General features: G+C 67.1%; 24 protein-coding genes. 16 read left to right on the plus strand and 8 right to left on the minus strand.

Annotated elements, in window-relative coordinates:
- Nucleotides 1-103 precede the first annotated feature (103 nt).
- Nucleotides 104-991, minus strand: coding sequence for a hypothetical protein (locus tag AC5P74_RS18785; RefSeq protein WP_053499493.1), 888 nt, complete (start codon nt 989-991; stop codon nt 104-106).
- A gap of 491 nt (nt 992-1,482) precedes the next feature.
- On the opposite strand from AC5P74_RS18785, the gene AC5P74_RS18790 reads away from it, so the two are divergent.
- The 9 genes from AC5P74_RS18790 (at nt 1,483) to AC5P74_RS18830 (ending at nt 9,391) form a co-directional block, all read left to right on the plus strand.
- On the plus strand, nt 1,483-2,916 hold the full coding sequence (locus AC5P74_RS18790; RefSeq protein ID WP_005420544.1) for a Do family serine endopeptidase: 1,434 nt from the start codon (nt 1,483-1,485) through the stop codon (nt 2,914-2,916).
- 101 nt (nt 2,917-3,017) lie between these two features.
- Nucleotides 3,018-3,383 (plus strand): hypothetical protein, encoded by a 366-nt coding sequence (locus AC5P74_RS18795; protein WP_004153835.1) that lies wholly within the window; start codon nt 3,018-3,020, stop codon nt 3,381-3,383.
- Between the two features lie 8 nt (nt 3,384-3,391).
- Nucleotides 3,392-3,862 (plus strand): phage holin family protein, encoded by a 471-nt coding sequence (locus tag AC5P74_RS18800; protein WP_004153834.1) that lies wholly within the window; start codon nt 3,392-3,394, stop codon nt 3,860-3,862.
- A complete protein-coding gene (locus AC5P74_RS18805; protein WP_053499495.1) occupies nt 3,859-4,320 on the plus strand; it encodes a hypothetical protein in 462 nt (153 codons plus the stop codon). Before AC5P74_RS18800 ends, AC5P74_RS18805 begins: the two co-directional genes overlap by 4 nt.
- A 67-nt stretch (nt 4,321-4,387) precedes the next feature.
- The gene (locus tag AC5P74_RS18810; RefSeq protein ID WP_005420552.1) at nt 4,388-5,497 is read left to right on the plus strand and encodes an AI-2E family transporter; all 1,110 of its coding nucleotides are present in this window, start codon (nt 4,388-4,390) and stop codon (nt 5,495-5,497) included.
- Nucleotides 5,498-5,528: 31 nt separating this feature from the next.
- Nucleotides 5,529-6,248 carry an HAD family hydrolase gene (locus AC5P74_RS18815; protein ID WP_053499497.1) on the plus strand — a complete coding sequence of 240 codons (720 nt, stop codon included), beginning with the start codon at nt 5,529-5,531 and terminating at the stop codon, nt 6,246-6,248.
- A 3-nt stretch (nt 6,249-6,251) separates the two neighbouring features.
- Nucleotides 6,252-7,619, plus strand: a complete 1,368-nt coding sequence (locus AC5P74_RS18820; RefSeq protein ID WP_346607465.1) for a leucyl aminopeptidase family protein — start codon at nt 6,252-6,254, stop codon at nt 7,617-7,619.
- A gap of 135 nt (nt 7,620-7,754) precedes the next feature.
- Complete coding sequence (locus AC5P74_RS18825; protein ID WP_346607464.1) at nt 7,755-8,858, plus strand: catalase family peroxidase; 1,104 nt, start codon at nt 7,755-7,757, stop codon at nt 8,856-8,858.
- Nucleotides 8,855-9,391, plus strand: a complete 537-nt coding sequence (locus AC5P74_RS18830; protein ID WP_005420561.1) for a cytochrome b — start codon at nt 8,855-8,857, stop codon at nt 9,389-9,391. Before AC5P74_RS18825 ends, AC5P74_RS18830 begins: the two co-directional genes overlap by 4 nt.
- A 559-nt stretch (nt 9,392-9,950) precedes the next feature.
- Here the strand turns inward: AC5P74_RS18830 and AC5P74_RS18835 are convergent.
- Genes AC5P74_RS18835 through AC5P74_RS18845 form a run of 3 tightly spaced genes read right to left on the minus strand, consistent with a single transcriptional unit; the run spans nt 9,951 to nt 11,898 of the window.
- Nucleotides 9,951-10,553: a response regulator transcription factor gene (locus AC5P74_RS18835; protein ID WP_171958078.1), complete on the minus strand. Its 603-nt coding sequence runs from the start codon at nt 10,551-10,553 to the stop codon at nt 9,951-9,953.
- Entirely contained in the window at nt 10,550-11,773 is a 1,224-nt protein-coding gene (locus AC5P74_RS18840; RefSeq protein WP_206619909.1) for a sensor histidine kinase, read from the minus strand. Before AC5P74_RS18840 ends, AC5P74_RS18835 begins: the two co-directional genes overlap by 4 nt.
- The gene (locus AC5P74_RS18845) at nt 11,770-11,898 is read right to left on the minus strand and encodes a hypothetical protein (RefSeq protein ID WP_257244013.1); all 129 of its coding nucleotides are present in this window, start codon (nt 11,896-11,898) and stop codon (nt 11,770-11,772) included. Before AC5P74_RS18845 ends, AC5P74_RS18840 begins: the two co-directional genes overlap by 4 nt.
- A 202-nt stretch (nt 11,899-12,100) precedes the next feature.
- On the opposite strand from AC5P74_RS18845, the gene AC5P74_RS18850 reads away from it, so the two are divergent.
- The 4 genes from AC5P74_RS18850 to AC5P74_RS18865 all read left to right on the plus strand — a co-directional run bounded on the left by AC5P74_RS18850 (nt 12,101) and on the right by AC5P74_RS18865 (nt 16,641).
- A complete protein-coding gene (locus AC5P74_RS18850) occupies nt 12,101-13,348 on the plus strand; it encodes an efflux RND transporter periplasmic adaptor subunit (RefSeq protein WP_111176978.1) in 1,248 nt (415 codons plus the stop codon).
- A 102-nt stretch (nt 13,349-13,450) separates the two neighbouring features.
- On the plus strand, nt 13,451-14,140 hold the full coding sequence (locus AC5P74_RS18855; protein ID WP_053500632.1) for an ABC transporter ATP-binding protein: 690 nt from the start codon (nt 13,451-13,453) through the stop codon (nt 14,138-14,140).
- A gap of 14 nt (nt 14,141-14,154) precedes the next feature.
- Nucleotides 14,155-15,312 carry an ABC transporter permease gene (locus AC5P74_RS18860; RefSeq protein ID WP_005420575.1) on the plus strand — a complete coding sequence of 386 codons (1,158 nt, stop codon included), beginning with the start codon at nt 14,155-14,157 and terminating at the stop codon, nt 15,310-15,312.
- A gap of 12 nt (nt 15,313-15,324) precedes the next feature.
- Nucleotides 15,325-16,641 (plus strand): ABC transporter permease, encoded by a 1,317-nt coding sequence (locus AC5P74_RS18865; RefSeq protein ID WP_053500634.1) that lies wholly within the window; start codon nt 15,325-15,327, stop codon nt 16,639-16,641.
- A gap of 74 nt (nt 16,642-16,715) precedes the next feature.
- On the opposite strand, the gene AC5P74_RS18870 is transcribed toward AC5P74_RS18865, so the two are convergent.
- The gene (locus AC5P74_RS18870; RefSeq protein WP_346607462.1) at nt 16,716-17,015 is read right to left on the minus strand and encodes a YrhB domain-containing protein; all 300 of its coding nucleotides are present in this window, start codon (nt 17,013-17,015) and stop codon (nt 16,716-16,718) included.
- Nucleotides 17,016-17,373: 358 nt separating this feature from the next.
- On the opposite strand from AC5P74_RS18870, the gene AC5P74_RS18875 reads away from it, so the two are divergent.
- Complete coding sequence (locus AC5P74_RS18875) at nt 17,374-20,199, plus strand: TonB-dependent receptor (RefSeq protein WP_346607461.1); 2,826 nt, start codon at nt 17,374-17,376, stop codon at nt 20,197-20,199.
- Nucleotides 20,200-20,319: 120 nt separating this feature from the next.
- Here the strand turns inward: AC5P74_RS18875 and rarD are convergent, their stop codons facing one another.
- Both rarD and yedA read right to left on the minus strand, forming a co-directional pair.
- Entirely contained in the window at nt 20,320-21,216 is an 897-nt protein-coding gene (gene rarD / locus AC5P74_RS18880) for an EamA family transporter RarD (protein WP_065178981.1), read from the minus strand.
- The gene (gene yedA / locus AC5P74_RS18885; RefSeq protein ID WP_206619905.1) at nt 21,213-22,118 is read right to left on the minus strand and encodes a drug/metabolite exporter YedA; all 906 of its coding nucleotides are present in this window, start codon (nt 22,116-22,118) and stop codon (nt 21,213-21,215) included. The genes rarD and yedA overlap by 4 nt, the downstream gene beginning before the upstream one ends.
- A 223-nt stretch (nt 22,119-22,341) precedes the next feature.
- Between yedA and AC5P74_RS18890 the strand changes: the two genes are divergently transcribed.
- On the plus strand, nt 22,342-23,676 hold the full coding sequence (locus AC5P74_RS18890) for an MFS transporter (protein ID WP_005420583.1): 1,335 nt from the start codon (nt 22,342-22,344) through the stop codon (nt 23,674-23,676).
- A gap of 67 nt (nt 23,677-23,743) precedes the next feature.
- Nucleotides 23,744-24,043 (plus strand): hypothetical protein, encoded by a 300-nt coding sequence (locus AC5P74_RS18895; protein WP_329843292.1) that lies wholly within the window; start codon nt 23,744-23,746, stop codon nt 24,041-24,043.
- A 74-nt stretch (nt 24,044-24,117) separates the two neighbouring features.
- Here AC5P74_RS18895 and AC5P74_RS18900 read toward each other — a convergent pair whose 3' ends face one another.
- A complete protein-coding gene (locus AC5P74_RS18900; RefSeq protein WP_329843293.1) occupies nt 24,118-25,770 on the minus strand; it encodes a M28 family metallopeptidase in 1,653 nt (550 codons plus the stop codon).
- Nucleotides 25,771-25,806 lie beyond the last annotated feature (36 nt).

Below are 25,806 nucleotides of genomic sequence, written 5' to 3' on the forward strand. Positions count from 1 at the left end.
GGGGCTCCGGCGGGAAGAATCTGCATCTTGCCCCAGACCGCGCCCCGAAAACGCGAAAGGCCCCACCACCCGGTGGGCGGCAGGGCCTTCGGTCACGGCGCGATTACTTGCGCTTGGCGACCTTGCGCACGGCCTTGGCCGGGGCCTTCCTGGCAACAGCCTTCTTGGCCGGAGCCTTCTTGGCGGCGACCTTCTTCAGCGGTGCAGCCTTCTTGGCGACGACCTTCTTGGTCGAAGCGACCTTCTTGCCGACAGCCTTCTTGGCAGCAGTGGTCTTCCTGGCAACGGCCTTCTTGGCGACGGCAGCCTTCTTGCCGACAACCTTCTTGGCGGCGGCGGTCTTCTTGGTGGCGACCTTCCTGGTGGCGGCAACCTTCTTGCCGACAACCTTCTTCGCAGCCACTGCCTTCTTGCCGGCAACCTTCTTGGCGGCGACGGTCTTCTTGGCCACAGCCTTCTTGGCGGTGGCGACCTTCTTGCCAACCACCTTCTTGGCGGCCGTGGTCTTCTTGGCAACGGTCTTCTTCGCGACAGCAGCCTTCTTGGTGGCGGCCTTCTTCACGGTGGCGACCTTCTTGCCGGCAGCCTTGGTGGCGGCCTTGGCGGTCTTCTTGGCAGCGGCGGCCTTCTTGGTCACGGCCTTGCCCGCAGCCGCCTTCTTCTTCGCCACTTCCTTCTTCAGGGCAGCAGCTTCGGCCTTGGCATTCTTCTTGGCCGCTTCCAGCTTCTTCTTGGCGTTGGCAACCGTCTTGCCGACCGACTTGGCAGCCTTCTCGGCCTTCTTGGCAACGGTCTTCTCGACCTTGGCCACGGCCTTCTTGGCCTTGGCAACGCGGGTACCGGCAGCCTTGCTGGCGCGCTTGACGGTCTTCTTGACCGACTTCACTGCGTCTTCGGCGGCGTGGGCGATGGTCTCGCCGACGTTGGTGGCGGTTTCTTTCACGTTCTCGACAGCGTCGGTCACGACCGACACACCATTACCGTTGCTCATGTTGCCCTCCTGCGGGCCTTAAGTATCAAAACGGGGCGATGCTATACCGACATTGACGATCGTGGAACGGGGCATGTGCCAGCAATCGCATCTGTTGCGACGCCGATGGTGTACGCAGCAGCCCTAGTTGCCACCTGCGGTTCGCAGCAAACCCCTTTTTTTCAGTGCTGCGCCACGCGAACCCAGCATTGTCTGGCCGTCGTCGCGCGCACGTGCACGGATGCAGCGTCCGGCATCCGTCGTGGCGCATTGCGGCACCCGCCTGCGCGGAACTGCGCAAGCATCCGCCTGTGCCAGTGCGGCGCGCGTTGGCCTTGAGTGGCGCACCCATCACCTGCCCGGGTGTCGCCACAGCCGCGTTTTTGGCCCCCGCGCTCCTCCTTCGAGGCCCCCGTTTTCATGGCGCATTTATCCAGATCGCGACACACTCATTCAGCCTTGTTTTACCGTAGGCCCGAACAGCCCCCACCCACGCCAGCGAACCGACTCCCATGCGACCGCTTCCCACCCTGCTCACGCTCGCAATCGCCGCCGCCTTCGGTGGCTTCGTTGCCACCGGCATCAATGCCCACCTGGACAACCGTGCCGACGCCGCGCCGCTGCCGGCGGTCCTGCCGACCACCGCAGCGTTGCCGGCCTCGGTGGCCGGACAGGCGGTACCGTCACTGGCACCGATGCTGGAGAAGGCGATGCCGGCGGTGGTCAGCGTCAACACCAAGCAGGTAGTTCGCGTACGCAATCCCTTCTTCAACGACCCGTTCTTCCGCCGCCTGTTCCCGGACATCCCGCAGGAACGCATCAACGAATCGCTCGGCTCCGGCGTGATCATCGACGCCAAGGAAGGCCTGGTACTGACCAACCACCATGTCATCGAGAACGCCGATGACGTGCAGGTGACACTGGCCGACGGGCGCACGGTCAAGGCCCAGTTCCTGGGTTCGGACCGCGATACCGACATCGCCCTGATCCGCATTCCGGCGCAGAACCTCACCGACATCAAGCTGGGCAACAGCGACCAGCTGCGGGTCGGCGACTTCGTCGTGGCCATCGGCAACCCGTTCGGCTTCAGCCAGACGGTCACGTCCGGCATCGTCTCGGCGGTGGGCCGCAGCGGCATCCGCGGGCTGGGCTACCAGAACTTCATCCAGACCGATGCGTCGATCAATCCCGGCAATTCCGGTGGTGCACTGGTCGACCTGCAGGGGCAGCTGGTCGGCATCAATACCGCCAGCTTCAACCCGCAGGGCAGCATGGCCGGCAACATCGGCCTGGGCCTGGCGATTCCATCGAACCTGGCGCGCAGCGTGGTCGACCAGCTGGTCAAGCACGGCGTGGTGGTGCGCGGCACGCTGGGGGTGGAAAGCCAGAACCTGACCGCGCAGATTGCGCAGGGACTGGGCCTGGCCGAAACACGTGGTGCGCTGATCACCCGCGTGCTGGCCGGCTCGGCCGCTGCCGCAGCCGGGCTGAAGCCGGGCGACGTGGTGGTCTCGGCCAACGGCCAACGCGTGGACAGCGCCGAAGCCCTGCACAACGTGGAAGGCCTGGCCGCCGTCGGCAGCCCGATGACGCTGGACGTCCGCCGCGAAGGCAAGCCCGTGCAGATCAAGGCAACGCTGAAGGAACAGGCACGTGCGGTCACCGGCGAGAGCCTGGACCCGCGGCTGACCGGCGCCACCTTCGTCGACCTGCCCGAGTCGCTGCGGCAGTCGGGGGTCGGCGGCGTGCTGGTCAGCGAGGTCAAGCGCGGCAGCCGCGCGGCCAGCAACGGCCTGCAGCAGGGCGACATCATCACCGACGCCACCGTGGGTGAATTCGCCGACCTGGCCAGCTGGCGTGCCAATTTCCAGCAACGCCCGCCGACCCTGGTGGTGCGCGTGCTGCGCAACAATGGCCAGCAGCAGGGCCAGCTCGTGATGCGCTGATCGCCCTGCCGTAACACCCCCTATACCCCGGCAATGCTATTGCTGTCAGTCCAGGTCGGCACCGCCGACGCCCGTTCCCCCATCGCAACAGGAGTGATTCGATGAGCCCCACCAATACCGAGAACCTGAAGGAACACCTGGGTGAAGCCGGTTCCCATCTGAAGCAGGCCGCCACGGCCGCCGGCGGTGCGATCAAGGGCGCAACCGGTGCCGCGACCGACGAACTGCGGATCGGCAAGGCCAACGTCAAGGCTGAACTGTCCGACAGCGCGCTGTCCGGCCTGGCCGCCGCCGAGTTCGGCGGGGCCGCTGCCAAGGAACAGGTCGATGCACTGATGGACAAGGGCAAGGACCTGATCGACAGCGCCGCCGAGCTGATCCGCGAACGTCCGCTGGCCTCGTTCGGCGTGGCCTTCGCTGCCGGCTGGATCATCGCCAAGCTGGCCCGCGGCAGCAGCGACAAGTAAGCCGCGGCGTGAGCGAAGACAACGCGCAAGCCCCTGATCCGGCGGCCACCCCGCCGCTGGATGAGAGCATCCGCCAGGTCGGCGCGGCCGGTCGTGCCGCTGCCGATTCGGCCAAGCACTCGCTGCGTTCGCTGCGCCGGCTGGCCTCGGCCGACTTCGCGCTGGCTCGCAGCGCATTCGGCCGTGCACTGGCCTGGGCCGGGGTAGCGATCGTGTTCGGTGCGTCGGCCTGGCTGCTGATGGCCGCCACCCTCATCGCCCTGCTGCAAAGCTGGGGCCTGAGCTGGCTGCAGGCCCTGCTGATCACCTCGCTGCTGAGCCTGGCCGTCACCGGTTATGCGATCTGGCGGGTGTCCTACTTCTTCCACCACACCGGCATGCACGCCACCCGGCGCCAGCTGTCCCGCCTGGGCCTGTTCGACGAGCCCAGCGAAGACGACCCCGATGCCGATGTGCAGCTGCCAGAGGGCAAGCCATGAAGTTCGGTGCGCTGCAGCGGCGGGTGAAGCGCTGCGAACAGGTGGTGACCGTGCGTCTGGTCGAGACCCAGGACCACTGGTCCACGCTCAGCCAGGTCTGGCGCCAGGGCTGGTCGCCACTACGCATCGTGGTAGTGGGCCTGGCCGGTGGCTTCATTGCCGGCAAGCTGGAAATGCCGGGCAAGGTCAACGGTGCGCGCTGGCTGCAGATGGTGGGTTCAGTGTCGAACCTGTTCGCCAGTGCGCAGGCAGCGTTCGCCACGGCGATGGCGGCGCAGGCTGCGGCTACCGCCGACGATGCGGCCGAAGAAGCCGACAACGCCAGCGAACAGGCACAGGCGGCCGCATCGGCATCAACCGCACGGCCCGCCCCAGCGCCGGCGCCACGGCCCGCCGCAGAACCGGAGCCGCGCGAACCGCGCCCGGCCGAAGCCGCCACCGAACTGTCCGAACGTTGATCCATGGAATCCGCCGCGCCGATCGCGGCCGGCGGATAATGCGCTCCCCTTTCCGGCTGATGCGTCGATGAGCGAGTCCTCCCTGTCCCTGTCACCAGCCGATCCGCAGGACCCGGAGGCACCGCTGCCGCCTCCGTCTCGCCCACGCGGGCCGATGTCGCTGGTGGTGCTGGCGACCCTGGCGGTGGGCTACACGCTGTGGGCTGCGCAGGACATCATCCTGCCGGTGCTGCTGGCGATGTTCTTCGCACTGGTCGGCAACCCGATCCTGCGGCTGCTGCAGAAACTGTGGATTCCGCGCGCGCTGGGCGCGCTGCTGATTCTCGGCGCCGGCCTGGGCGTGACCGGTTCGCTGGCGGTGCAATTGATCGGCCCGGCGATGGAATGGGCGCAGGAAGCCCCGCAGCAGCTGCGCAAGGTCGCCCGCCAGGTGCAGGACCTGACCAAGCCGGTGCAGCAGGCCAACCAGGCGGCGGAGAACTTCGCGCGCGTCGCCGGCGGCGACAGCAACCACAAGGTGCAGGTGATCCGCACCCAGCTCGACGACCCGTACCGCATGCTGACCCGCGCGCCACGGCTAGCCGCCTCGGTGCTGGCCGTGGTGCTGCTGACCCTGTTCTTCATGATCTATGGGCAGAGCCTGCAGCGCGCGGCAATCGCGCTGTTCCCGAACCGCCAGCAGCAGCGCTTCACCGCCGACATCCTGCGGTCGATCGAGCGCGAGGTCTCGCGCTACGTGCTGACCATCAGCGTGATCAACACCCTGGTCGGGCTGGTGTTCGCAGGCGTGCTGATGCTGCTCGGCATCGGCCTGCAGGAGGCGCTGCTGTGGGGCACGGTGGCCGCGCTGCTGAATTTTGCCCCGTACGTCGGCCCGCTGATCGGCGTGGCACTGATGCTGCTGATGGGCTTCGTGGAATTCCGCGACCCGCTGCAGGCGCTGCTGCCGGCGGCCGCGTACCTGGCCCTGCACACTCTGGAAGGGCAGATGGTGACCCCGATCGTGCTGGGCCGGCGCATGAAGCTGTCGCCGCTGGTGCTGATCCTGGCGCTGATGGTGTTCGGCTGGGCCTGGGGCATGATCGGCCTGCTGCTGGCGGTGCCGCTGCTGGTCTGCATCAAGCTGGTGCTGGCACGGCTGGACGGCATGCAGGGCTGGGCACGGCTGCTGGAATGAAAGCCCGCGCGGGCAGGCGTAGAATGGCGGGGTGAATTTCCCCGTCCAAGCCATCACCCTCGACCTTGACGACACGCTGTGGCCGTTCGCTCCGATCGGCGCCCGCATCGACCTGGTCCTGCACGAGTGGATGCGTGAACACAGCCCCGCCACCGCCGCGATGTATCCGGTAGCGGCGATGCGCGAACTGCGCGAGCGCCTGTACCACGCCCATCCGCACCTCCACCACGACCTGAGCGCGCTGCGTCGGCTGACCCTTCACGAAGCGCTGCACGCCAGTGGCGCCAGCCTCGATCTGCTGGAGCCAGCGTACGAAGCGTTCTACGCCGCGCGCAATCAGGTCGAGTGCTATCCCGATGCGATCGATGCGCTGGCGCGGATTGCCGCGCGGGTGCCGGTGGCAGCGCTGAGCAACGGCAACGCCGATCTGGAGCGGATCGGCCTGGCGCATCATTTCGCCTTCCAGCTGGGCGCGCGCGAACACGGCGCGGCCAAGCCGGAGGCAAGCATTTTCCACGCCGCCTGCACCCGACTGGGTGTGGCGCCGGCACAGGTACTGCATGTCGGCGACCACGCCGAAATGGACGTGGCCGGGGCGATCGCCGCCGGCCTGCGCGGGTGCTGGATCAACCGCGAAGCAGCCACCTGGACCCATCCGAAACTGCAGCCGGACCTGCAGTTCGACACCCTCACCGGCCTGGCCGACTGGTTGGACGCCAACCTCGACGCCGCCGCATCCCGGAGTACCTGACGCATGAGCGAGATCACTGGTTTCACCGCCGACACCACCGCGGCGCTGCCGCTGTACGTGCTGGACCGCGAGCAGTTCGCCGCCTGGAAGGACGGCCAACCGGCCGCCACCCAGGCCTGGCTGGCCTCGCAGGGTTTCACTGCCGGTGCGCACGGCGTGGCCCTGCTGCCCGGCAGTGAGGGCCTGGCCGGCGCGGTGATCGGTGTCGGTGATCGCGCCGATGCCTACAGCTATGCGCATGCGCCGCACGCGCTGCCGGAAGGCAGTGTCTGGCAGCTGGCCAATGAACTGCCTGCCGCCGAACAGGCGCTGCTGCAGCTGGGCTGGGGCTTGGGCAGCTACCGCTTCGACCGTTACCGCAAGCGCAACCGCGCCCCGGCGCAGCTGGTGGCCTCACCGTCCGGCGAAGTGGCCGACCTGATCGCCGCCAGCCTGCGCGTGCGCGACTGGGTCAACACCCCGACCGAAGACATGGGGCCGCAGCAGCTGGAAGACGCCGCGCGTGCACTGGCCGATGCACATGGTGCGCAGGTCGAGGCGATCACCGGCGATGAACTGCTGAAGCAGAACTTCCCGGCCATCCACGCCGTGGGCCGCGCTTCGCACCGTGCGCCGCGCCTGGTGGTGCTGCGCTGGGGCAAGGAAACCGACCCGGCACTGGTGCTGGTCGGCAAGGGCGTGTGCTTTGATACCGGCGGCCTGGACATCAAGCCGGCTGACGGCATGCGCAACATGAAGAAGGACATGGGTGGCGCCGCGCATGCGCTGGCCCTGGCCGGCCTGGTGATGGCGCGCGGACTGCCGGTGCGCCTGACGCTGCTGGTGCCGGCGGTGGAAAATGCGATCGGTCCGGATGCGTTCCGCCCGGGCGAAGTGATCGCCACCCGCAAGGGCCTGAGCGTGGAGATCGACAACACCGATGCCGAAGGCCGCGTGATCCTGTGCGATGCGCTGACCTTCGCCGGTGAGCAGAAGCCGGACCTTGTGCTGGATTTCGCCACTCTTACCGGTGCCGCACGCATCGCGCTGGGTCCGGATCTGCCGGCGCTCTTCAGCAACGACGACACGGTGGCACAGCAGTGGCTGCAGGCCGGCGACGCAACCCGTGACCCGGTCTGGCGCATGCCGCTGTGGCGGCCCTACCTGCGCTATCTGAGCAGCGGCATTGCCGACCTGGCCAATGCCGGTTCGCGCATGGCCGGCTCGGTGACCGCCGCGCTGTACCTGGAGCGCTTCCTCGAAGACGGCCAGCGCTGGGCGCACCTGGACGTGTACGCCTGGAACGACGGTGAACGCCCGGGCCGTCCGGCCGGTGGCGAAGCGCTGGCGCTGCGCTCGGCGTGGGCGATGTTGAAGGCGCGTTACAGCTGATCGGGTGGGTGCCGGCCTTGGTCGGCACGCCGTCCCCGGCAAACTTGACGAAAATTTGAATACCGGGCCTGGAAGGGTTCTGCGAGGATGTGTGGGTCGACCACCCACACGCTCCGTGAAGGCAGGACTCCGACCATGTCGCTCTTTGGCTACACCCGTGCCGGCCAGACGCCGGGCGCACCGCGCAAGCATTCCCCCCTGCTCTGGATCGCGCTGATCGCGCTCATCCTGGGTACCGTGGCGCTGGCCTTCGCCTGGCTGGCCGGCTGGATGGGCGACCGCCTCACCGCGCAGCGCTTCACCGACACCATCGAGGCCACCGGCCCGGCCCATCCGGGCTTCCGCCGTGCACACAGCAAGGGCGTCTGCGTAAGCGGCTGGTTCGAACCCAGCGCACAGGCCCCTACCCTGTCCAGTGCCCGGGTGTTCTCGCAGACGCGTGTGCCGGTGATGGGCCGCCTGTCGATCGGTGGCGGCGACCCCTACGGCGCCGACAACACCGCACGCGTGCGCAGCCTGGCGGTGCAGATGGTCAGCGATGATGGCCAGGAATGGCGCATGGCGATGAACAGCTTCCCGTTCTTTGCGGTACCCACGGCCGAGGCGTTCTACGAGCAGACCCGCGCCTCGATTCCCGACCCGGCCACCGGCAAGCCGGACCCGCAGAAGATGGCGGCAGTGCTGGCGAAATACCCCAGTGCGCAGGCGTTCCAGCAGTGGGCGAAGACAGCGCCATGGACCAGCAGCTGGGCCGACACCACTTTCAACAGCGTCAACAGTTTCTGGTTCACCAATGCGCAGGGCCAGAAGCGTGCGGTGCGCTGGCGCTGGCAGCCGCTGGCGCCGGTGGTGGAGATGGATGCGGAAGCGCGCAAGCAGGCCAGCGTCGATTTCCTCAGCCAGGAACTGCAGCAGCGCCTGGCCCGCGGCCCGGTACGCTGGAACCTGGTCGTGACCACCGCCGAGCCCGGCGATGCCATCGATGATCCGTCGGTACCGTGGCCCGAGTCGCGTGACCAGGTAGTGGCGGGCGTACTCAGCCTGGACCGCATGCAGTCGCAGGAAGAAGGCGCCTGCGGCCAGATCAACTTCGATCCGCTGATCCTGCCCAGTGGGATGCGCGGCAGTAATGATCCGATCCTGGCGGCCCGCTCTGCGGTGTACTCGCAGTCCTTCAACCGCCGTGAACGCGAGCGCGCCAGCGGCAACGTCGAACAACCGAAGGAGGCCGCACGATGAGCACCGGCAACGGCCACTTCAACCTGCTGGCGCGGGTGCTGCACTGGTCCATGGCGCTGATGATCGTCGCCATGCTGTTCATCGGCGTGACCATGGTCGCCTCGCTGCACCTGCGTCCCGCGCTGATCGACCTGCACCGCCCACTGGGCATCGCGATCCTGTTGCTGGCGCTGCTGCGCCTGTACAACCGGCTGCGCCATCGCCCACCGGCGCTGCCTGCCGACCTGCCGGTCTGGCAGGGGGTAGCGGCCAAGGCCTCGCACTGGATGCTGTACGCGCTGATGCTGGCGATGCCGTTGATCGGCTGGGCGATGCTGTCGGCCGGCGGATACCCGATCGTGTTGTGGGGAGGGCTGCACCTGCCGCCGATCGTGCCGCACACCCCGGCGTTGTATGCCGCCTTGCGCAATGCGCACAGCCTGTTGGCGTATGTGCTGTTCGCTACGGTGCTGATGCATGTGGGTGCGGCGTTGTTCCACCTGTGGGTGCGGCGGGACGGGGTGTTCCAGGCGATGGCGCGCGGGAAGGAGTGATGATCGGGTTCGCCGGGAGTTCCCGGCGGATCGTTTCCGCGACCGCGGGGGGTGTCACTTTTCTTTTCGCGCGAAAGGAAAAGTAACCAAAAGAAACGCGCCGCCAGAGCGCGAGCCGGTGCTGCGCACCGGTGCCCTGTGCTTCTCGGTGAATCAGGGGACGGCGCCGAACTCGCTACGCTCAAACACCGGCGCCTCTTCGCCCCTGATTCCCCTGCGATGCTCGGCTCGCTCAAGGCGGACCCAACATCAAGAGCGACAGCTGCACCCAGTAGATCCACGCCATGCGTGGATGCTCTTGCTGTTGATCTTGACCTTCAAGTCCGCCTTGAGCGAGCCGAGCACCGCAGGTCCGGCGAGGGCGAAGAGGTGCGGGTGTCTGAGCGCAGCGAGTTCCCGCACCGTCCCTCGACGGACCGAGGAGCGCAGGGCACCGGCGTGCGAAGCGCGCCGGCTCGCGGCCGGCGGAGCGTTTCTTTGGTTACTTTCTTTGCGCGCAAAGAAAGTGACACCCACCCGCGGTCGCGGAAACGACATCACCAGGAAAGGCAGGCCGCCCCTACAACCACCCCTTCTGCCGCGCCAGCCGGTACGCCTCAATGCGATTGGCCACGCCCAGCTTGCCGATGCACTCGGACAGATAGTTGCGCACTGTGCCGTGCGACAACCCCAGCTGTTCGGCGATCTCGCTGGCGGTGCGGCCCTCGCCCGCCAGCCGCAGCACGCGACGCTCGCGGTCGGTCAGCGGATCGGCCTGCGACCACGCATCCAGTGCCAGCTGCGAGTCGATCGCGCGGATGCCCTGCTTCACCTTGCGCAGTGCCTCGGCCAGGTTCTCGGCCGGTGCATCCTTCAGCAGATAGCCCAGCACGCCCGCTTCCAACGCACGGCGCAGGAAACCGGCGCGGGCAAAGGTGGTCACGATCACCACCTTGATCGGCAGCTCGTGACGCGCGATGCGCTGTGCAAGCTCCAACCCGGACAAGCCCGGCATCTCGATGTCGGTCACCAGGATGTCCGGCTGCAGCTGCTGCAGCATGCGCCACGCGGTTTCGCCGTCGGCGGCGCTGCCCAGCACTTCGATATCCGCTTCCAGGCCCAGCAGTGCCGACAGTGCGCCGCGTACCATCGCCTGGTCTTCGGCCAGCAGGATGCGGATCATGCGGCACCGTCCTGCACCAGCGACGGCGGCACGCTTGGCGGCAGCGGTGTGGTCGCGGCGGCCAGTGGCACGCGCACGGTCAGCACCGTACCCTCGCCCCTTGCGGACTGCACCTGCAGGCTCCCACCCAGGGCGGCCACGCGTTCGCGCATGCCGCACAACCCATTGCCCTCGGCCTGCACGCCGCCACGACCATCGTCGCGGATCTGCATCGCCAGCATGCGTCCCTCCAGCATGAACTCCACCCGTGCCTGCGTCGCCTGTGCGTGGCGCACGATATTGGTCGCGGCCTCGCGCAGCACCAGCGCCAGCCCACGTTCGACATCCACCGGCATCGCCGGTGGGGGTGCGTATTGAAGGTGGACCTGCTGGCACTCCAGCAGCAGCCGCGCCGACGCCAGCTCACCGGCCAGGTCACTGGCGCGGATGCCGGTGACCGCGCTGCGGACCTGTGCCAGCGCTTCGCGGGCGATGGCCTCGGCCTCGCCGATCTCCAGCCGCGCGCGCCCGTCGCCGCGGTCGTGCAGCTTGCGCGCCAGCTCCAGCTTCAACGTGATCAGCGACAGGGTGTGACCGAGCAGGTCATGCAGGTCGCGGCCGATGCGTTCGCGCTCGGCAGTGGCCGCCAGCCGCCGCACCTCGTCCTGCGACAGCTGCAGTGCCGCATCCTTCTGCTGGTTGAGTGCCTCCACGTTCACGACCAGGCCGACGATATAGGACACGGCGGGGATCCAGACCAGGCTCTGCCACGGGTACTGGAACAGCAGGGCGAGGCTGCAGAACAGGAGGTTCAGGCCAGTGAGCTGCAGCAGATACTGCCACCACCCTCCGCGACCGCTCACCCGCAGCAGCACGCAGCCGAACACGAAGTAGGTCAGCCCGGACGGGTACCAGGGCAGCAGCACCAGCGACATCGCGATCAGGCCCAGGGCATAGCGCGGGGCGTGATGGCGCGGCGCCACCATCACCTTGGCGTACAGCAGCAGGAACACCGGGTAGCTGGCCAGCGTCAGCAGCAGCCAGCGCAGGGTGAAGCCATGGCCAAGCAAGGGCGTCAGGAAGATCCACACTGACCACAGCAGGTGGATTGCCTCGCCCCAGGGGGACTTTCCCCGGCGCAGCGTATCGGCCACCGCTGAGTCGGGCGCGGGGCGCAGCAGCGAGGCAAGCCAGATGGACGGCACGGGCGGTTCCAGGCGGGGACGATCGCCGCCGATCATGCCAGTTCAGCCGCCTGCGCGCAGGCGCCACCGCCGGCTGGGCGGCACTGGCGCAGCCGAGCGCAGATCACGGTACGCTTGGCGGCGCCGCTGCGGCGGGCCGGCAATAGGGCGATCGGATCCATGGGCGGTACCGGTAGCGGAGACGTTGCCATCCTGTGCCGTCGTGGTCACATTTCGCAGTTGCCGCCGTCAGTGTCATCGGATGACAGCTGTCACTGCCGTCATCGCTGTGCCTGCCTTCATGCTGTGCCGCACGCTCCACCGCCGGAACCGCCGTCGTCCGCGCTTCCGGCCACACCCGCCCGAACGCCTGTGATGGAACGAATGAACGCTTCTGCCGAGCTGTTGAAGGAACTCCGTATCGACCGCAAGTCGCCGCCGCCGGCCTCCGGAGGCAATGGCGGTGGTCGCCGCTGGTTGTGGATCGCGATCATCGTGGTCGTGCTGCTGGTCGCCGCGGCCGTGGCCTACCTGTTCAGTCGCGCACCGGCCGTAGAGGTGGAAACCGCTCCCGCCGTGGCCATCCAGCAGGGCAGCGCCAGCAGTTCGGTGCTCGACGCCAGTGGCTACGTGGTTGCCCGTCGCATGGCCACGGTGTCGGCCAAGATCACCGGCAAGGTGCGCGAGGTGATGATCGAGGAAGGCATGCGGGTCGAAGCCGGCCAGGTGATGGCCACGCTCGACCCGATCGATGCCGACGCGCAGCGCAGCCTGTATGCCTCGCAGCTGCAGGCTGCGCGCAGCCAGGTGGCCGGCCTGGAGGCACAGCAGAAGCAGGCCGCCGCCGAAGCCAGCCGCCTGCAGGCGCTGGTTGGCCAGCAGCTGGTCTCGCGCTCGCAGTACGACCAGGCCGTGGCCCAGCGCGACAGTCTGCGTGCGCAGCTGGATACCGCGCAGCGCAACGTCAAGGTTGCCAACGACCAGCTGGCCATCGCCGATCTGGGCGTGGACAACAACATCGTGCGCGCGCCGTTCTCCGGCGTGGTCACCGCCAAGGCGGCGCAGCCCGGCGAGATCGTTTCGCCGCTGTCGGCGGGTGGTGGGTTCACCCGTACCGGCATCGGCACCATCGTGGACATGGACTCGCTGGAGATCGAAGTCGAGGTCGGCGAGGCTTTCATCGGCCGCGTGCAGCCGAAGATGCCGGTAGAAGCCACGCTCAACGCCTACCCGGAATGGAAGATTCCCGGCGAGGTGATCGCCATCATCCCCACCGCCGACCGCGGCAAGGCCACGGTCAAGGTGCGCGTGGCGCTGAAGGTGAAGGACCCGCGCATCGTGCCGGAGATGGGCGTGCGCGTCAGCTTCCTGGAACAGGCGCAGCCGCAGGCCGCGGCCAAGCCGCAGGGCGTGCGCGTGCCCGGCGGCGCCGTGGTGCAGCGCGACGGTGCCTCGGTGGCCTTCGTGCTGGGTGACGAGAGCCGCGTGCAGCAGCGCACGGTCGAGGCCGGCCAGGCGATGGGCAAGGACCGCCAGATCCTCAAGGGCGTGAGCGCAGGTGAATCGGTGGTGGTGAACCCGCCGGACACCCTGCGCGATGGCGCCAAGGTGCAACAGAAACAAGCGCAGTAACGGCCTGGCGCCCGTGGGCGCGGCCGGCAGCATCGCTCGACGCACGCCTGCGGCCGCCGCAGGTGCGCTTCCCCGTTTCCCGCCTCCCGTGGAGAACCACCCATGTCGACCCTGGTTTCACTGCGCAACATCACCAAGACCTACCAGCGTGGCCCCGAGCAAGTGAAGGTGCTGCACGGCATCGACCTGGACATCGCCAGCGGCGACTTCGTCGCGCTGATGGGCCCGTCCGGTTCGGGCAAGACCACCCTGCTCAACCTGATCGGCGGCCTGGACAGCCCCACTGGCGGCGAGATCAGCATCGAGGGCGAGCGCATCGACCAGATGAGTGGCGGCCAGCTGTCGACGTGGCGCAGCCACCATGTCGGCTTCGTATTCCAGTTCTACAACCTGATGCCGATGCTGACCGCGCAGAAGAACGTGGAACTGCCGCTGCTGCTGACCCACCTCAGTGCGGCGCAGCGCCGCCGCAATGCCGAAATCGCGCTCACCCTGGTCGGCCTGGCCGACCGTCGCAGCCACCGCCCGAATGAACTGTCCGGCGGCCAGCAGCAGCGCGTGGCGATCGCCCGCGCGATCGTCTCCGACCCGACCTTCCTGATCTGCGACGAACCAACCGGCGACCTCGACCGCCAATCGGCCGAGGAGATCCTCGGCCTGCTGCAGCAGCTCAACCGCGAGCACGGCAAGACCATCATCATGGTCACCCATGACCCGAAGGCCGCCGAGTACGCCACGCACACGGTGCACCTGGACAAGGGCGAGCTGGCCGACGCGCCGCTGGCCCACTGACGGAGGCCACAGCGATGAAATACTTCTCGTTGGTGTGGGCGCAGCTGTTCCGCAGCCGCACGCGCACCTTGCTGACCCTGCTGTCGGTGGTGGCCGCGTTCCTGCTGTTCGGCATGCTCGATTCGGTGCGCGTGGCGTTCTCGTCGGGTGGCAGCGTGGAAGGCGCCAACCGCCTGGTGGTGGCCTCGCGGCTGTCGATCACCCAGTCACTGCCGATCCGGCTGGAAGCACAGGTTCGGCAGGTGGCCGGCGTCCGTGACGTGGCTTATGGCATGTGGTTTGGTGGCATCTACCAGGACCCGAAGAACTTCTTCCCGAACTTCTCGGTGTCACCCAACTACTTCGATGTCTACCGCGAGCTGCAGATCGATCCGGCACAACTGGAGGACTGGAAGCAGACCCGCACCGGCGCCATCGTCGGCGAAACCCTGGCCAAGCAGTTCGGCTGGAAGATCGGCGACACCATCCCGCTGCAGGCGACGATCTTCCCGCGTGGCGGCAGCAACGACTGGCCGCTGGTGCTCAAGGGCATCTACCGTTCCAAGGACCGTGCGCTGGCCGCCAACGAAGAACGCCAGTTGATGATGAACTGGAAGTACTTCGATGAATCCAACGACTACATCAAGAACCAGGTGAGCTGGTACACGGTGACGCTGGACAACCCGGACCATTCCTCGCGGGTGGCACAGGCGATCGATGCGATCTCGGCCAACTCCGACCACGAGACCAAGACCCAGACCGAATCGGCGTTCCAGCAGGCCTTCGTCAAGCAGTTCGCGGATATCGGCATGATCGTCACCTCGATCATGGGCGCGGTGTTCTTCACCCTGCTGCTGTTGACCGGCAACACCATGGCGCAGGCCGTGCGCGAGCGCGTGCCGGAGCTGGCCACGCTGAAAACGTTGGGCTTCAAGGACAGCACCGTGCTGACCCTGGTGATGGTGGAGTCGGTGTTGCTGATCGGCCTGGGCGGCCTGATCGGCATGGGCCTGGCCGCCCTGATCCTGCCGGCCATCGGCCCGAAGAGCATGGGCATGCTGCCGCCGCACGTGCCGACGCCAACCTGGCTGATGGGGCTGGGCCTGATCGTGGTGATCGGCATCATCGTCGGCCTGTTGCCAGCGCTGCGTGCCAAGCGCCTGAAGATCGTCGATGCACTGGCCGGCCGCTGAGGAGGATTGCAGATGAACAAGCTCAAGAAGTGGCTGGGCAACGGCGTAACCGTGCTGCTGCTTGCGATCGGCCTGGTGTTGTGGATCGGGCTGCCGTGGATCGGCGTGCTGGCCGTGGCCGTGCTGGTGGCCCTGTGGTTGCTGCTGACCCGCGGTGGACGGCTGGCGTTGGCCGCCACCCGCATCGGCGTTGCCAGCCTGCCGCAGCGCTGGGGCGCGTCCTCGGTGATCGTGGTCGGCATCGCTGGCGTGGTCGGCGTGCTGGTGGCGATGCTGGCGATGGGCGAAGGCTTCCAGGCCACGCTCAACAACACCGGCGATGACACCACTGCCATCGTGCTGCGCGGTGGCTCGCAGGCCGAGACCAACTCGGTGATCACCCGCGAACAGGTACCCATGCTGTCCACCCTGCCCGGCATCAGCCGCGATGCGCAGGGCCGGCCGTTGTTGTCACCGGAGCTGTCGCAGGTGGTCAACCTGGTGTCCAAGTCCGATGGCACCGACGTCAACGCGCAGTTCCGCGGCGTCGGCCCGCAGGCGTGGGCTGTGCATGACAAGGTCAAGATCGTTGAGGGCCGCAAGTTCGCCACCGGGCTGCGCGAGATCGTGGTCGGCCAGGGCGCCAAGGGCCAGTTCCGCGACATGGAGGTCGGCAGGACGCTGACGCTGGGCAACCAGACCTGGACCGTGGTCGGTGTGTTCGCCACTGGCGATGCGCATGATTCGGAACTGTGGACCGACGCCGATACGCTGGCCGCCACCTACCAGCGCAGCGCCTGGCAGTCGATCAGCGTGCGTACCGATGGCAAGGCCGGCTTCGATCAGTTCAAGGCGGCCGTCGCTGCCGACCCACGCCTGAAGCTGGACGTGGAAACCACCCGCGTCTACTACAGCAAGCAGGGCGGCGGGCTGACCAAGCTGATCGACATTCTGGGCAAGGTGATCGGCACGATCATGGCGGTCGGTGCAGTGTTCGGCGCGCTCAACACCATGTATGCGGCCGTGGCCACGCGCGCCCGCGAAATCGCCACCATGCGTGCGATCGGCTTCCGCGGCCTGCCGGTGGTGACGGCCGTGATGCTGGAAACGATGCTGCTGGCGCTGCTCGGTGGCCTGCTCGGCTGTGCGGTTGCATGGCTGCTGTTCAATGGCTACAGCGTGTCCACCATCGGCAGCAACTTCAGCGCGGTGGTGTTCAAGTTCCACGTATCACCGGAACTGCTGTGGACCGGCCTGAAATGGGCACTGGGCATCGGCCTGGTCGGCGGCCTGTTCCCGGCGCTGCGCGCGGCGCGTTTGCCGATCACTACGGCGCTGCGCGAAACCTGAGCATCATGCAGCGGTGGACTGCGCATCACGCAGGGGGACGGAGCGAAGGCTCCGTCCCTTTTTCGTTGCTGAACTCAGGCATCCATCGCCGCAACATCGGATGGTGGGTGCCGCAGGGCCAAATGCCGGCGAACAGCCTCCTCCGGCGCGTACGCCGTGCCCAGCGCGTGCTGCTCACCCGTATGCCTGTCGACGAAGATCGGGCCATTGCCGGCCAGTGCGTCCGAGATCTCGCCGGAGTGCAGGTAGCGCAGCGACTGGAAGCAGAACAGCCAGCCTTCGACCATCTCATGCTCGTGCGTGATGGCAACCGGCTCATCGTCGCTGGCAAGTGCAGCCTGCACGCGACGGCGTGCTTCGTCGAGCTGGATCATTCCTTCGTCTCTTGTTTTCGATGACAGCGCGAAGAGCATTTCATGCGGGTGGATGCATCGCAACGGATAGGCACCTGCGTACAAGTGCGCACTGCGGCGTGTTGTCACAACCGCTCAAGCGTGGCGGTTCTGTGCCGCTATCGATGCCTCTACTCATCGCAAACGCAGTGCGCGTGAGGCTGCGCACAGTGCATCTGTGGATTGTTGGTTGCGATTCATCTTCGCGCACTTCCAGCGGCGTCGAGACAAACAGTTACGAATGGAAACATTCTAGAATCGCGCCCCCCACGTTGGTTTGCAGCACCCCACGCGCCCATAGAACGGGCGCATGTTTTTACTGAAACACGAGATTTCACGGATGTCCCTGAAAACCAATCCGCTGCGCAACGCGATCATCATCGCGCTGGCCGCCAGCTGCACCACCCCCGCCTTCGCACAGAGCGCCGGCGATACCCCGACCAACCTCGACCGCATCGAAATCACCGGCTCGCGCATCCGCCAGGCCAGTGTCGAAACCGCACAGCCGGTGGTCGCGCTCAACCGCGCCGAGATCGAGAAGAAGGGTTACGTCAACGTCGCCGACATCCTGCAGGACATTCCTGCCGCCGGGGCGCCGAGCATGAGCCGCGCCTCGTCGCTGACTTCTTCGCGCGATTTCGGCGGCATGTACGTCAGCCTGCGCAACCTTGGCCCGGAACGCAGCCTGGTGCTGATCGACGGCCGCCGCATGGGCGTCAGCGCCGGCGGCTACTCCGACCTGGCCTCGATCCCGTCGTCCATCGTCGAGCGCGTGGAAGTGCTGACCGACGGCGCCTCCGCGCTGTACGGCTCCGATGCCATCGCCGGTGTGGTCAACATCATCACCCGCAAGAATTTCGATGGTGGCGAAGCCAGCGTCTATGTCGGCCAGTACGGCCAGGGTGACGGCCAGAAGCGCGCATACAGTGCAACCTTCGGCAAGACCTTCGAGCGCGGCTGGTTCAGCGTGGGCGCCGAGCGCACCAAGGAAGACGAGGTGCTGGGCAAGGACCGCGAGTTCAGCCGTTACACCAACGGCCCGCGCCACCCGAACGATGGCCTCAACGGCAACACGCCGTGGGGCTACGTCACCGTCGGCGGCAAGAACCTGACCGTGGGTCCGGGCGGCGACCCAAGCAAGGCCGGCAACTTCCATGCGCCGAACCCGGCCGATGGTGCCAACACCAAGTCGAACATGAGCCTGCTGACCGGCCTGGAGCGCACCTCGGTGTTCGCCAACGGTGGCTTCTCGATCACCGACAACCTGCGCATCGTCGCCGACGCGCTGTACAGCAAGCGCGAGTCGACCAAGCACCTGGCCGGCTACCCGTACTCGGTCAGCGCCGCGCAGGCCCGCAATGGCAGCCGTGCCGCCCTGTCCAAGGACAGCGCGTTCAACCTGTGGGGCCAGGATGCGCTGTTCGCGCACCGCACCGAGGAACTGCCGCGCGGCACCGAGAACAACCTGGAAACCAAGCGCGCCAGCATCGGCCTGGAAGGCAGCTTCGAAACCGGTTCGCGGTACTGGGACTGGAACATCAACTACATGTACAACCGCAACGAAGGCGAGCGCATCGGTACCGGCAGCATGTACCAGCCGCACGTCAACCTGGCCGTCGGCCCGTCCTTCATGGACGGCAACGTGGCCCGTTGCGGTGCGCCGGGCGCGGTGATCGCCGGCTGCGTGCCGTGGAACCCGGCTGCCCCGATGGGTTACACCGGCCCGGGCTCGCTGAGCAACCAGGACGTGCAGGACTACCTGTTCACCCGCTTCGTCGACAAGATGCAGAGCACCACCAAGGTCGCCAGCGGCAACATCTCCGGTTCGCTGTTCACCCTGCCGGCCGGCGACATCCTGGCCGCGATGGGCTTCGAGCACCGCAGCGAGGAGGCCAGCTACACGCCGGACATGAAGGTGCAGAAGGGCGAGATCGCCGGCACCAGCGGCCAGCCGACCCGCGGCAACTACTCGCTCAACGAGGCCTACCTGGAACTGCAGGTGCCGTTGCTGGCCGACCTGCCGTTCGCCCGCGAACTGTCGCTGGACGTGGCCGGTCGCTACTCGGACTACAACAACTTCGGTTCCACCACCAACAGCAAGTTCGGCCTGAAGTGGAAGCCGATCGACAGCCTGCTGGTGCGCGCCACCTACGGCACCGGCTTCCGTGCGCCGACCGTGGATGACCTGTATGGCGGCACCGTCAGCAGTCGCGACTCGTTCACCGACCCGTGCGATACCTCCTTCGGCACCGCCGCCAGCAGCGCGGCCGTCGCCGCCCGTTGCCAGGCGCTGAAGGTGCCGGCCAACTTCCGCCAGCTCAACAGCGATGGCAGCGTGGCCACCAAGCCCGGCCAGCAGGCCACCACCGATTTCAGCTCGGGTTCCAACCCGGACCTGAAGCCGGAAACCGCCAAGACCTGGACCGTGGGCCTGGTCTACAGCCCGGACTTCGTGCAGGGCCTGGACGTCAGCCTGGACTGGTGGAAGATCCGCATCGACAACGCCATCGTCGGTGAGTCGGCCACCAACATCCTGGAACAGTGCTACGTGCAGGGTTCGGATGCTGCCTGTGGCCGCTTCACCCGTGGCAGCAACGGCCAGGTCAACGCGCTGGACCGCTCGCTGGTCAACGCGGGCTACCGCGAAACTGCCGGCTATGACATCAACGTGCGTTACCGCCTGCCGGAAACCGCGTTCGGCAAGTTCGCCGTCAACTGGAACACCACCTACACCGATTATCTGGAGCAGCGCAACGACAGCGCCGCCACCACCCCGGTGGAACAGCGTACCGGTTGGGCGGGCGACTTCCGCGTGCGCTCCACCTTCAACCTGGATTGGCAGTATGGCGACCTCGGCATCGGCTGGACCGCGCGCTACTACTCCAGCATGAAGGAGAAGTGCTCGTACATGGACGAGTGCAACATGCCGGGCTTCAACTCGTCGTACACCAGCGCCTCGCCGACCAACAAGGTGGGCTCCAACACCTTCCACGACCTGCAGGTGCGCTACAGCCTGCCGTGGGATGGCACCGTGTCACTGGGCGTGAACAACGTGTTCAACCACCAGGGCCCGATCATGTACAGCCAGCCGAACAGCAGCTTCACCTACTACGGTGGCTTCGACATCGGCCGCTTCATGTACATGAAGTACCAGCAGCGCTTCTAAGCCTGCAGCCGCGTTCCCGCCACGGCCATCCCTCTCTCCTGGCCGTGGATGGAAGCAGAACGGCGCCCCTCGGGGCGCCGTTCTTTTTTGCGTGGAAGCGGGGTCGGATCCCCGCCGGCGCTAGCGCTTGGCGCGCATCGTGCGGATGTTGTCGCCGACGAACAGCACCAGGCCAGCCCAGATCGCTGCAAACCCGATCGCCTTGGCAGTGTCGAATGCCTCATGGAAGAAGAACACACCCAGCAGCAGCTGCAGGCTCGGCGCGATGTACTGCAGGATGCCGACCAGCGACAGCGGAATGCGCTTCACGCCGTAGGCGAAGCCGATCAGCGGTACTGCGGTGACCGCGCCGCCGAAGATCAGCAGCAGGTCGTTGCGCCAGCCCCAACCATGGAAGAACGCACCGCCGTGGCCGTTCTCGGCCCAGATCGCAAACGCCAGCGCCGGCAGGAACAGGTACATGCTCTCCACGCCGAGGCCGGCCACCGGGTCGACCGAGACCAGCTTGCGCAGCAGGCCATACAAGCCGAACGAACAGGCCAGGCCCAGCGCGATCCACGGTGGCGTACCTGCATCGATGGTCAGCCAGGCCACGCCCACCGCCGCCATTGCCACCGCTACCCACTGCAGCCGGCGCAGCCGTTCCTTCAGCACCAGCACGCCCAGCAGCACGTTCACCAGCGGGTTGATGAAGTAGCCCAGGCTGGTCTCGATGACATGACCGGCGTTGACCGCCCAGATGTACAGGCCCCAGTTGAACGCGATGGTCAGGCTCGACACCAGCAGGATCGGCAGCGCGCGCGGCTGCGCGGCGATCTTCCGCCACCAGCCCAGGCGCGCACTGATCAACAGCCAACCCAGCACCAGCACCGTGCTCCAGATGATGCGGTGGGCGATGATCTGGAACGAGGGCACCTCGTTGAGCAGGTGCCAATAGACCGGCACCAGGCCCCAGATCACGAAGGTGGATGCGGTGACCAGCAGGCCCCGGCGTTGTTCTTTCTCGTCCATGCTCACTTCTTTCTCGTCCTTGCCATTGTCAGCACCACCACACCCAGAAGAATCACCGCCATCGCCAGCAGGTCGCGCCAACCGAAGCGCTCACCGTTGAGCAGCGCGCCCAGCAGCACTGCGATCACCGGATTGACATACGCGTAGCTGCCCGCGAGCGCCGGGCGCACGTTCTGCAGCAGCCACACGTAGGCAGTGAACGCGACGATGGAGCCGAACACGCACAGATAGGCCATCGCCAGCAGGCCACCGGTATCGGGCAGCGTGATCGGGCGCTCGCCCACCGCCAGGCCGATCAGCACCAGCAGCACGCCGCCGCAGATCATCTGCCCGGCCGCGGTCATGAACGGACCCGGCAGGTCCAGGCCGCGTGCCCACACCGAACCGAACGCCCAGCCGATCGGCGCGATCAGCAGCAGCACCAGCCCGGTCGGCGAGCCGGTCAGGCTGCTGCCGGCGTTGAGCCAGACCACGCCGAGGAAGCCGATGGCGATGCCCAGCCACTCACCACGGCTGGCATGTTGCCCGCGCAGCGCCGAGAACAGCGCCATCCACAGCGGCACCGAGGCCACCGCCGTGGCGGCCAGGCCCGAGGACACCTCGCGCTCGGCCAGCACCACCATGCCGTTGCCCAGCACCAGCATGGTCACGCCCATGATGACCAGGTTGCGCCACTGCCGCAGCGTCGGGTTCGGCAGCTTCCAGAACAGGCGCAAGGCCAGGAACATCAGGCCGCCGGCAATGATGAAGCGGCTGCCGGAAACCATCGTCAGCGGCAGTGCGCCGCCGTGCAGGGCCTTGGCGATGCCCAGATAGGTCGAACCCCAGACCACGTAGACCAGCAGCAGTGCCAGCGCGACAAGGCCACCCCGGGGGGCAGCCGCAGACGAAGAGGGGGGAGCCGACATGACACACCAGGGAGCCGGGGGAAGGCGGATTCTAGGACGTTTTGAGTATGGTCCGGGACCCCATACGGTGGCACGCTGTCATCCATCCATGCACCCTGCTCTGGTCTGCTACCCCGTGTTGACGGCCGATGCAGTACCAAGAGGGCTGCCCGGCCGCGCCGCCCCAAGGCCGGACGCCGTTTTCCCTGCGCACGGACGCGCCGCATCGAGGATTTCCACCCAGATGAGCACCACGTCCCAACCTGTTGTCCCCGCGAACGACCGTGCCGCCCTGCGGCGGTCGATCTCCAACACCCTCAAAGGCTCCGCCGGCAACCTGGTGGAGTGGTATGACGTCTACGTGTACTCGGTGTTCGCCGTGTACTTCGAATCGCAGTTCTTCTCGCCGGACGACAAGAACTCCACCCTGTACGTGTGGGCGATCTTCGCGGCGACCTTCCTGATGCGCCCGATCGGCGCCTGGTTCTTCGGCCGCTTCGCCGACCGCCACGGCCGCCGCCTGGCGCTGACCGTCTCGGTCACGTTGATGGCGCTGTGCTCGTTCCTCATCGCCATCACCCCCACCGCCGCCAGCATCGGCATCTGGGCCGCCGTGATCCTGTTGTTCGCACGCCTGCTGCAGGGCTTCGCCACTGGCGGCGAGTATGGTGCCAGCGCCACTTACATGTCCGAGGCCGCCATTCCGGGCCGTCGCGGCTTCCTGTCCTCGTTCCACTACGTCACCCTGGTCGGCGGCCACGTGCTGGCCCAGCTGACCCTGCTGCTGATGCTGACCTTCTGGGGCAAGCCGGAGATCTCCGAGTGGGGCTGGCGCATCGCCTTCGGTATCGGTGGCATCGCTGCGGTGGTGGTGTTCTGGCTGCGCCGGGGCATGGACGAATCGCTGTCGGAGTCGTCGATCGAGGCCGCGCGCGAGGGCAAGGCAAAGAAGTCCGGTTCGATGTACGAGTTGTTCGTGCACCAGTGGCGGCCGCTGCTGCTGTGCTTCCTGATCACCGCTGGCGGCACCGTGGCCTTCTACACCTACTCGGTGAACGGCCCGAAGATGATCCAGAGCGCCTTCGCCGGCAACGACCCGATGACCGGCACCCTGATCAACCTGGGCGTGCTGGCCTTCCTGATGGTGCTGCAACCGGTCGGCGGCTGGCTGTCGGACATCATCGGCCGCAAGACCCTGCTGGTGTTCTTCGGCGTCGGCGGCGTGCTGTACAGCTGGTACCTGATCACCCAGCTGCCGCACCAGCATGACGCCACCCTGGCCTTCCTGACCCTGGCGCTGGCGTTCGTCATCCTCACCGGCTACACCTCGATCAACGCGGTGGTGAAGGCCGAGCTGTTCCCCACCCACGTGCGTGCACTGGGCGTGGGCCTGGGCTATGCGCTGGCCAACTCGCTGTTCGGCGGCACCGCCCCGCTGCTGTACCAGGGCGCGCTGAAGACCGGCCACGTCGACTGGTTCGCCATCTACGTGACCGCCACGATCGCGGTATCGTTGGTGGTCTATGTGTTCTTCCTTACCAACAAGGGCCCGAACTGGCTCGACGGCACCCGCAAGTAAGCGCGTTGCCCTGATCGCGGCCACTGGCGCAACGCCGGTGGCCGCTACGTCTCCCGCCACCGCGCTGATGTGGATCGCGGTGACGCTCGCCGCAGCCACGGCATTGGCCTGGGTGCTGCGCCGCCCCAACGCGCAGGCCACGTGGCCGCGCACGGGGTACGGGATCGCCCTGCTGGTGTTCTGCGCCGCGCTGGCGCTGCAGCTGGCGATGGACCTGGGCAGCGGCCACAGCTCGCTGCACCTGCGGCTGCATCGCGGTGTCAGTCCGGCACCCCTGGTTGGCCTGCGCACGATGGTGGCGTGCTATCTGGCAGCGCTCGTCGCCGGCGGCTGGGGCGCGTGGAAGCTGCTGCGACGGCGCCGGTAGTACCGGCCGCTGGCCGGCAACCTCATGAACCTCCGGAAAGAGCAGCGAGTTGCCGGCCAGCGGCCGGCACTACCTCAGCGGCGGGCCGCTTCGCTCTTGTCGCGCGCGCCGCGGAACTCCGATTCCTTTTCCCACGTCGGCCAGCGGCGGCTGTTGGCCAGCTCGGCACCCAGGTCGTAGACCAGCAGCGTGTCGGCAGCGTGGCCGCTCGGGTCCCAGCTCGGCGTCCAGGCATCACAGGCCTGGTGGTAGCAGTCGGCGAAGTACTTTTCGCGCAGCGCGCGGCCGCCTTCAACGCCACCGTCCAGCTTGTCCAGGCCCGGGCCGATGGTGATCGCCGGCACGCCCAGGCGGGCGAAGGCAAAATGATCGGCACGGTAGAAGAAGCCGGCTTCCAGGTTCGGGTCCGGACTGTAGCTGCGGCCACGGGCCTTGGCCACGCGCTCCAGATCGCCTTCCAACGACACCCGGCCCTTGCCCCACGAGGCAATGTCGCGGGTCGGGCCATCCGGGCTGAACATCTCGATGTTCAGCACCGCAGCGGTCTTGTCCAGCGGCGCCAGCGGGTGCGCAGCATAGTAGCTGGCCCCCAGCAGGCCCTTCTCTTCAGCGGTCAGCGCCACGAAGTACAGCGTGCGCTGTGGCTGCGGGCCGGCAGCGAACACCCGACCCAGCTCCAGCACCGTGGCCACGCCGGTGGCGTTGTCGATCGCACCACGGCGGATGCGGTCCCCCTTGGCGTCGGGCTGACCGAAGCCGAACGCATCCCAGTGCGCGGAGAAGATCACGGCCTCGTCAGCATGTTCACCACCGGGCAGCTTGGCGACCACGTTGCGGGTCACCACCTGCTCGCGCTTGAGCGCGAAATCCACGCTCAATTTCGCGTTGTCCAGTGCCACCGGGCGGAAGTCGGCACGCATCGCCTTGCGCTTCTCCGCATCGAAGTCGAGGCCGGCGTCGGCGAAGATCGCCTCGGCCAGCTCGCGCTGCATCCAGCCGCGCAGCGGGGTGTGCTGCGCCATCGCTTCGGCGTGGCCGCGCTCGATGTCGAACAGCGGCGAAGTGCCCGAGCTCTTTACCGTGGCCCAGCCATACGCGGCCGGCGCGGTCTCGTGCACGATCAGCACGCCTTCGGCACCCCGGCGTGCGGCTTCCTCGAACTTGTAGGTCCACCGGCCGTAGTAGGTCACCGCCTTGCCATCGAACGCGCCCGGCGCGTCGGCCTCGAAGTCGGCGTCGTTGATCAGCACCACGGCGATCTTGCCGTGCAGGTCCACGTCCTTGTAGTCGTTCCAGTGGCGTTCCGGTGCGTCGATGCCGTAGCCGACGAACACCAACGGTGCATCCTTGATCTGCACGCGCTTGCGCGGCTGCAGGCTCTGCAGAGTCACGTCCACGCCATTGGCCAGCGCACGCTTGCCCTGCTTCAGCGACAGGCTGGCCTTGGCCTCACCCTCCAGCTGCGCGCGCACCAGCGGCACTGGCTGCACCCAGCTGCCGTCCACGCCGCCCGGCTGCAGGCCATAGCTGCGGAACTGCTCGATCAGGTACTGCACCGTGCGCTCTTCGCCCTCGGTGGCCGGTGCGCGGCCCTCGAACTCATCCGACGCCAGCACACGCACATGCCGCGACAGTGCCTGCGGATCGATGCCGCCACCCGGCAGGTCGTTGGCCGCATGGGCCAGGCCACCGACAAACAGGCAGGACGACAGCAGCAACACGCGCATCGGATTCACGGCAGTACCACGGCTAGCTTGGAAGTC

This window comes from Stenotrophomonas sp. YJH_SMC_94-11, from assembly GCF_059370435.1.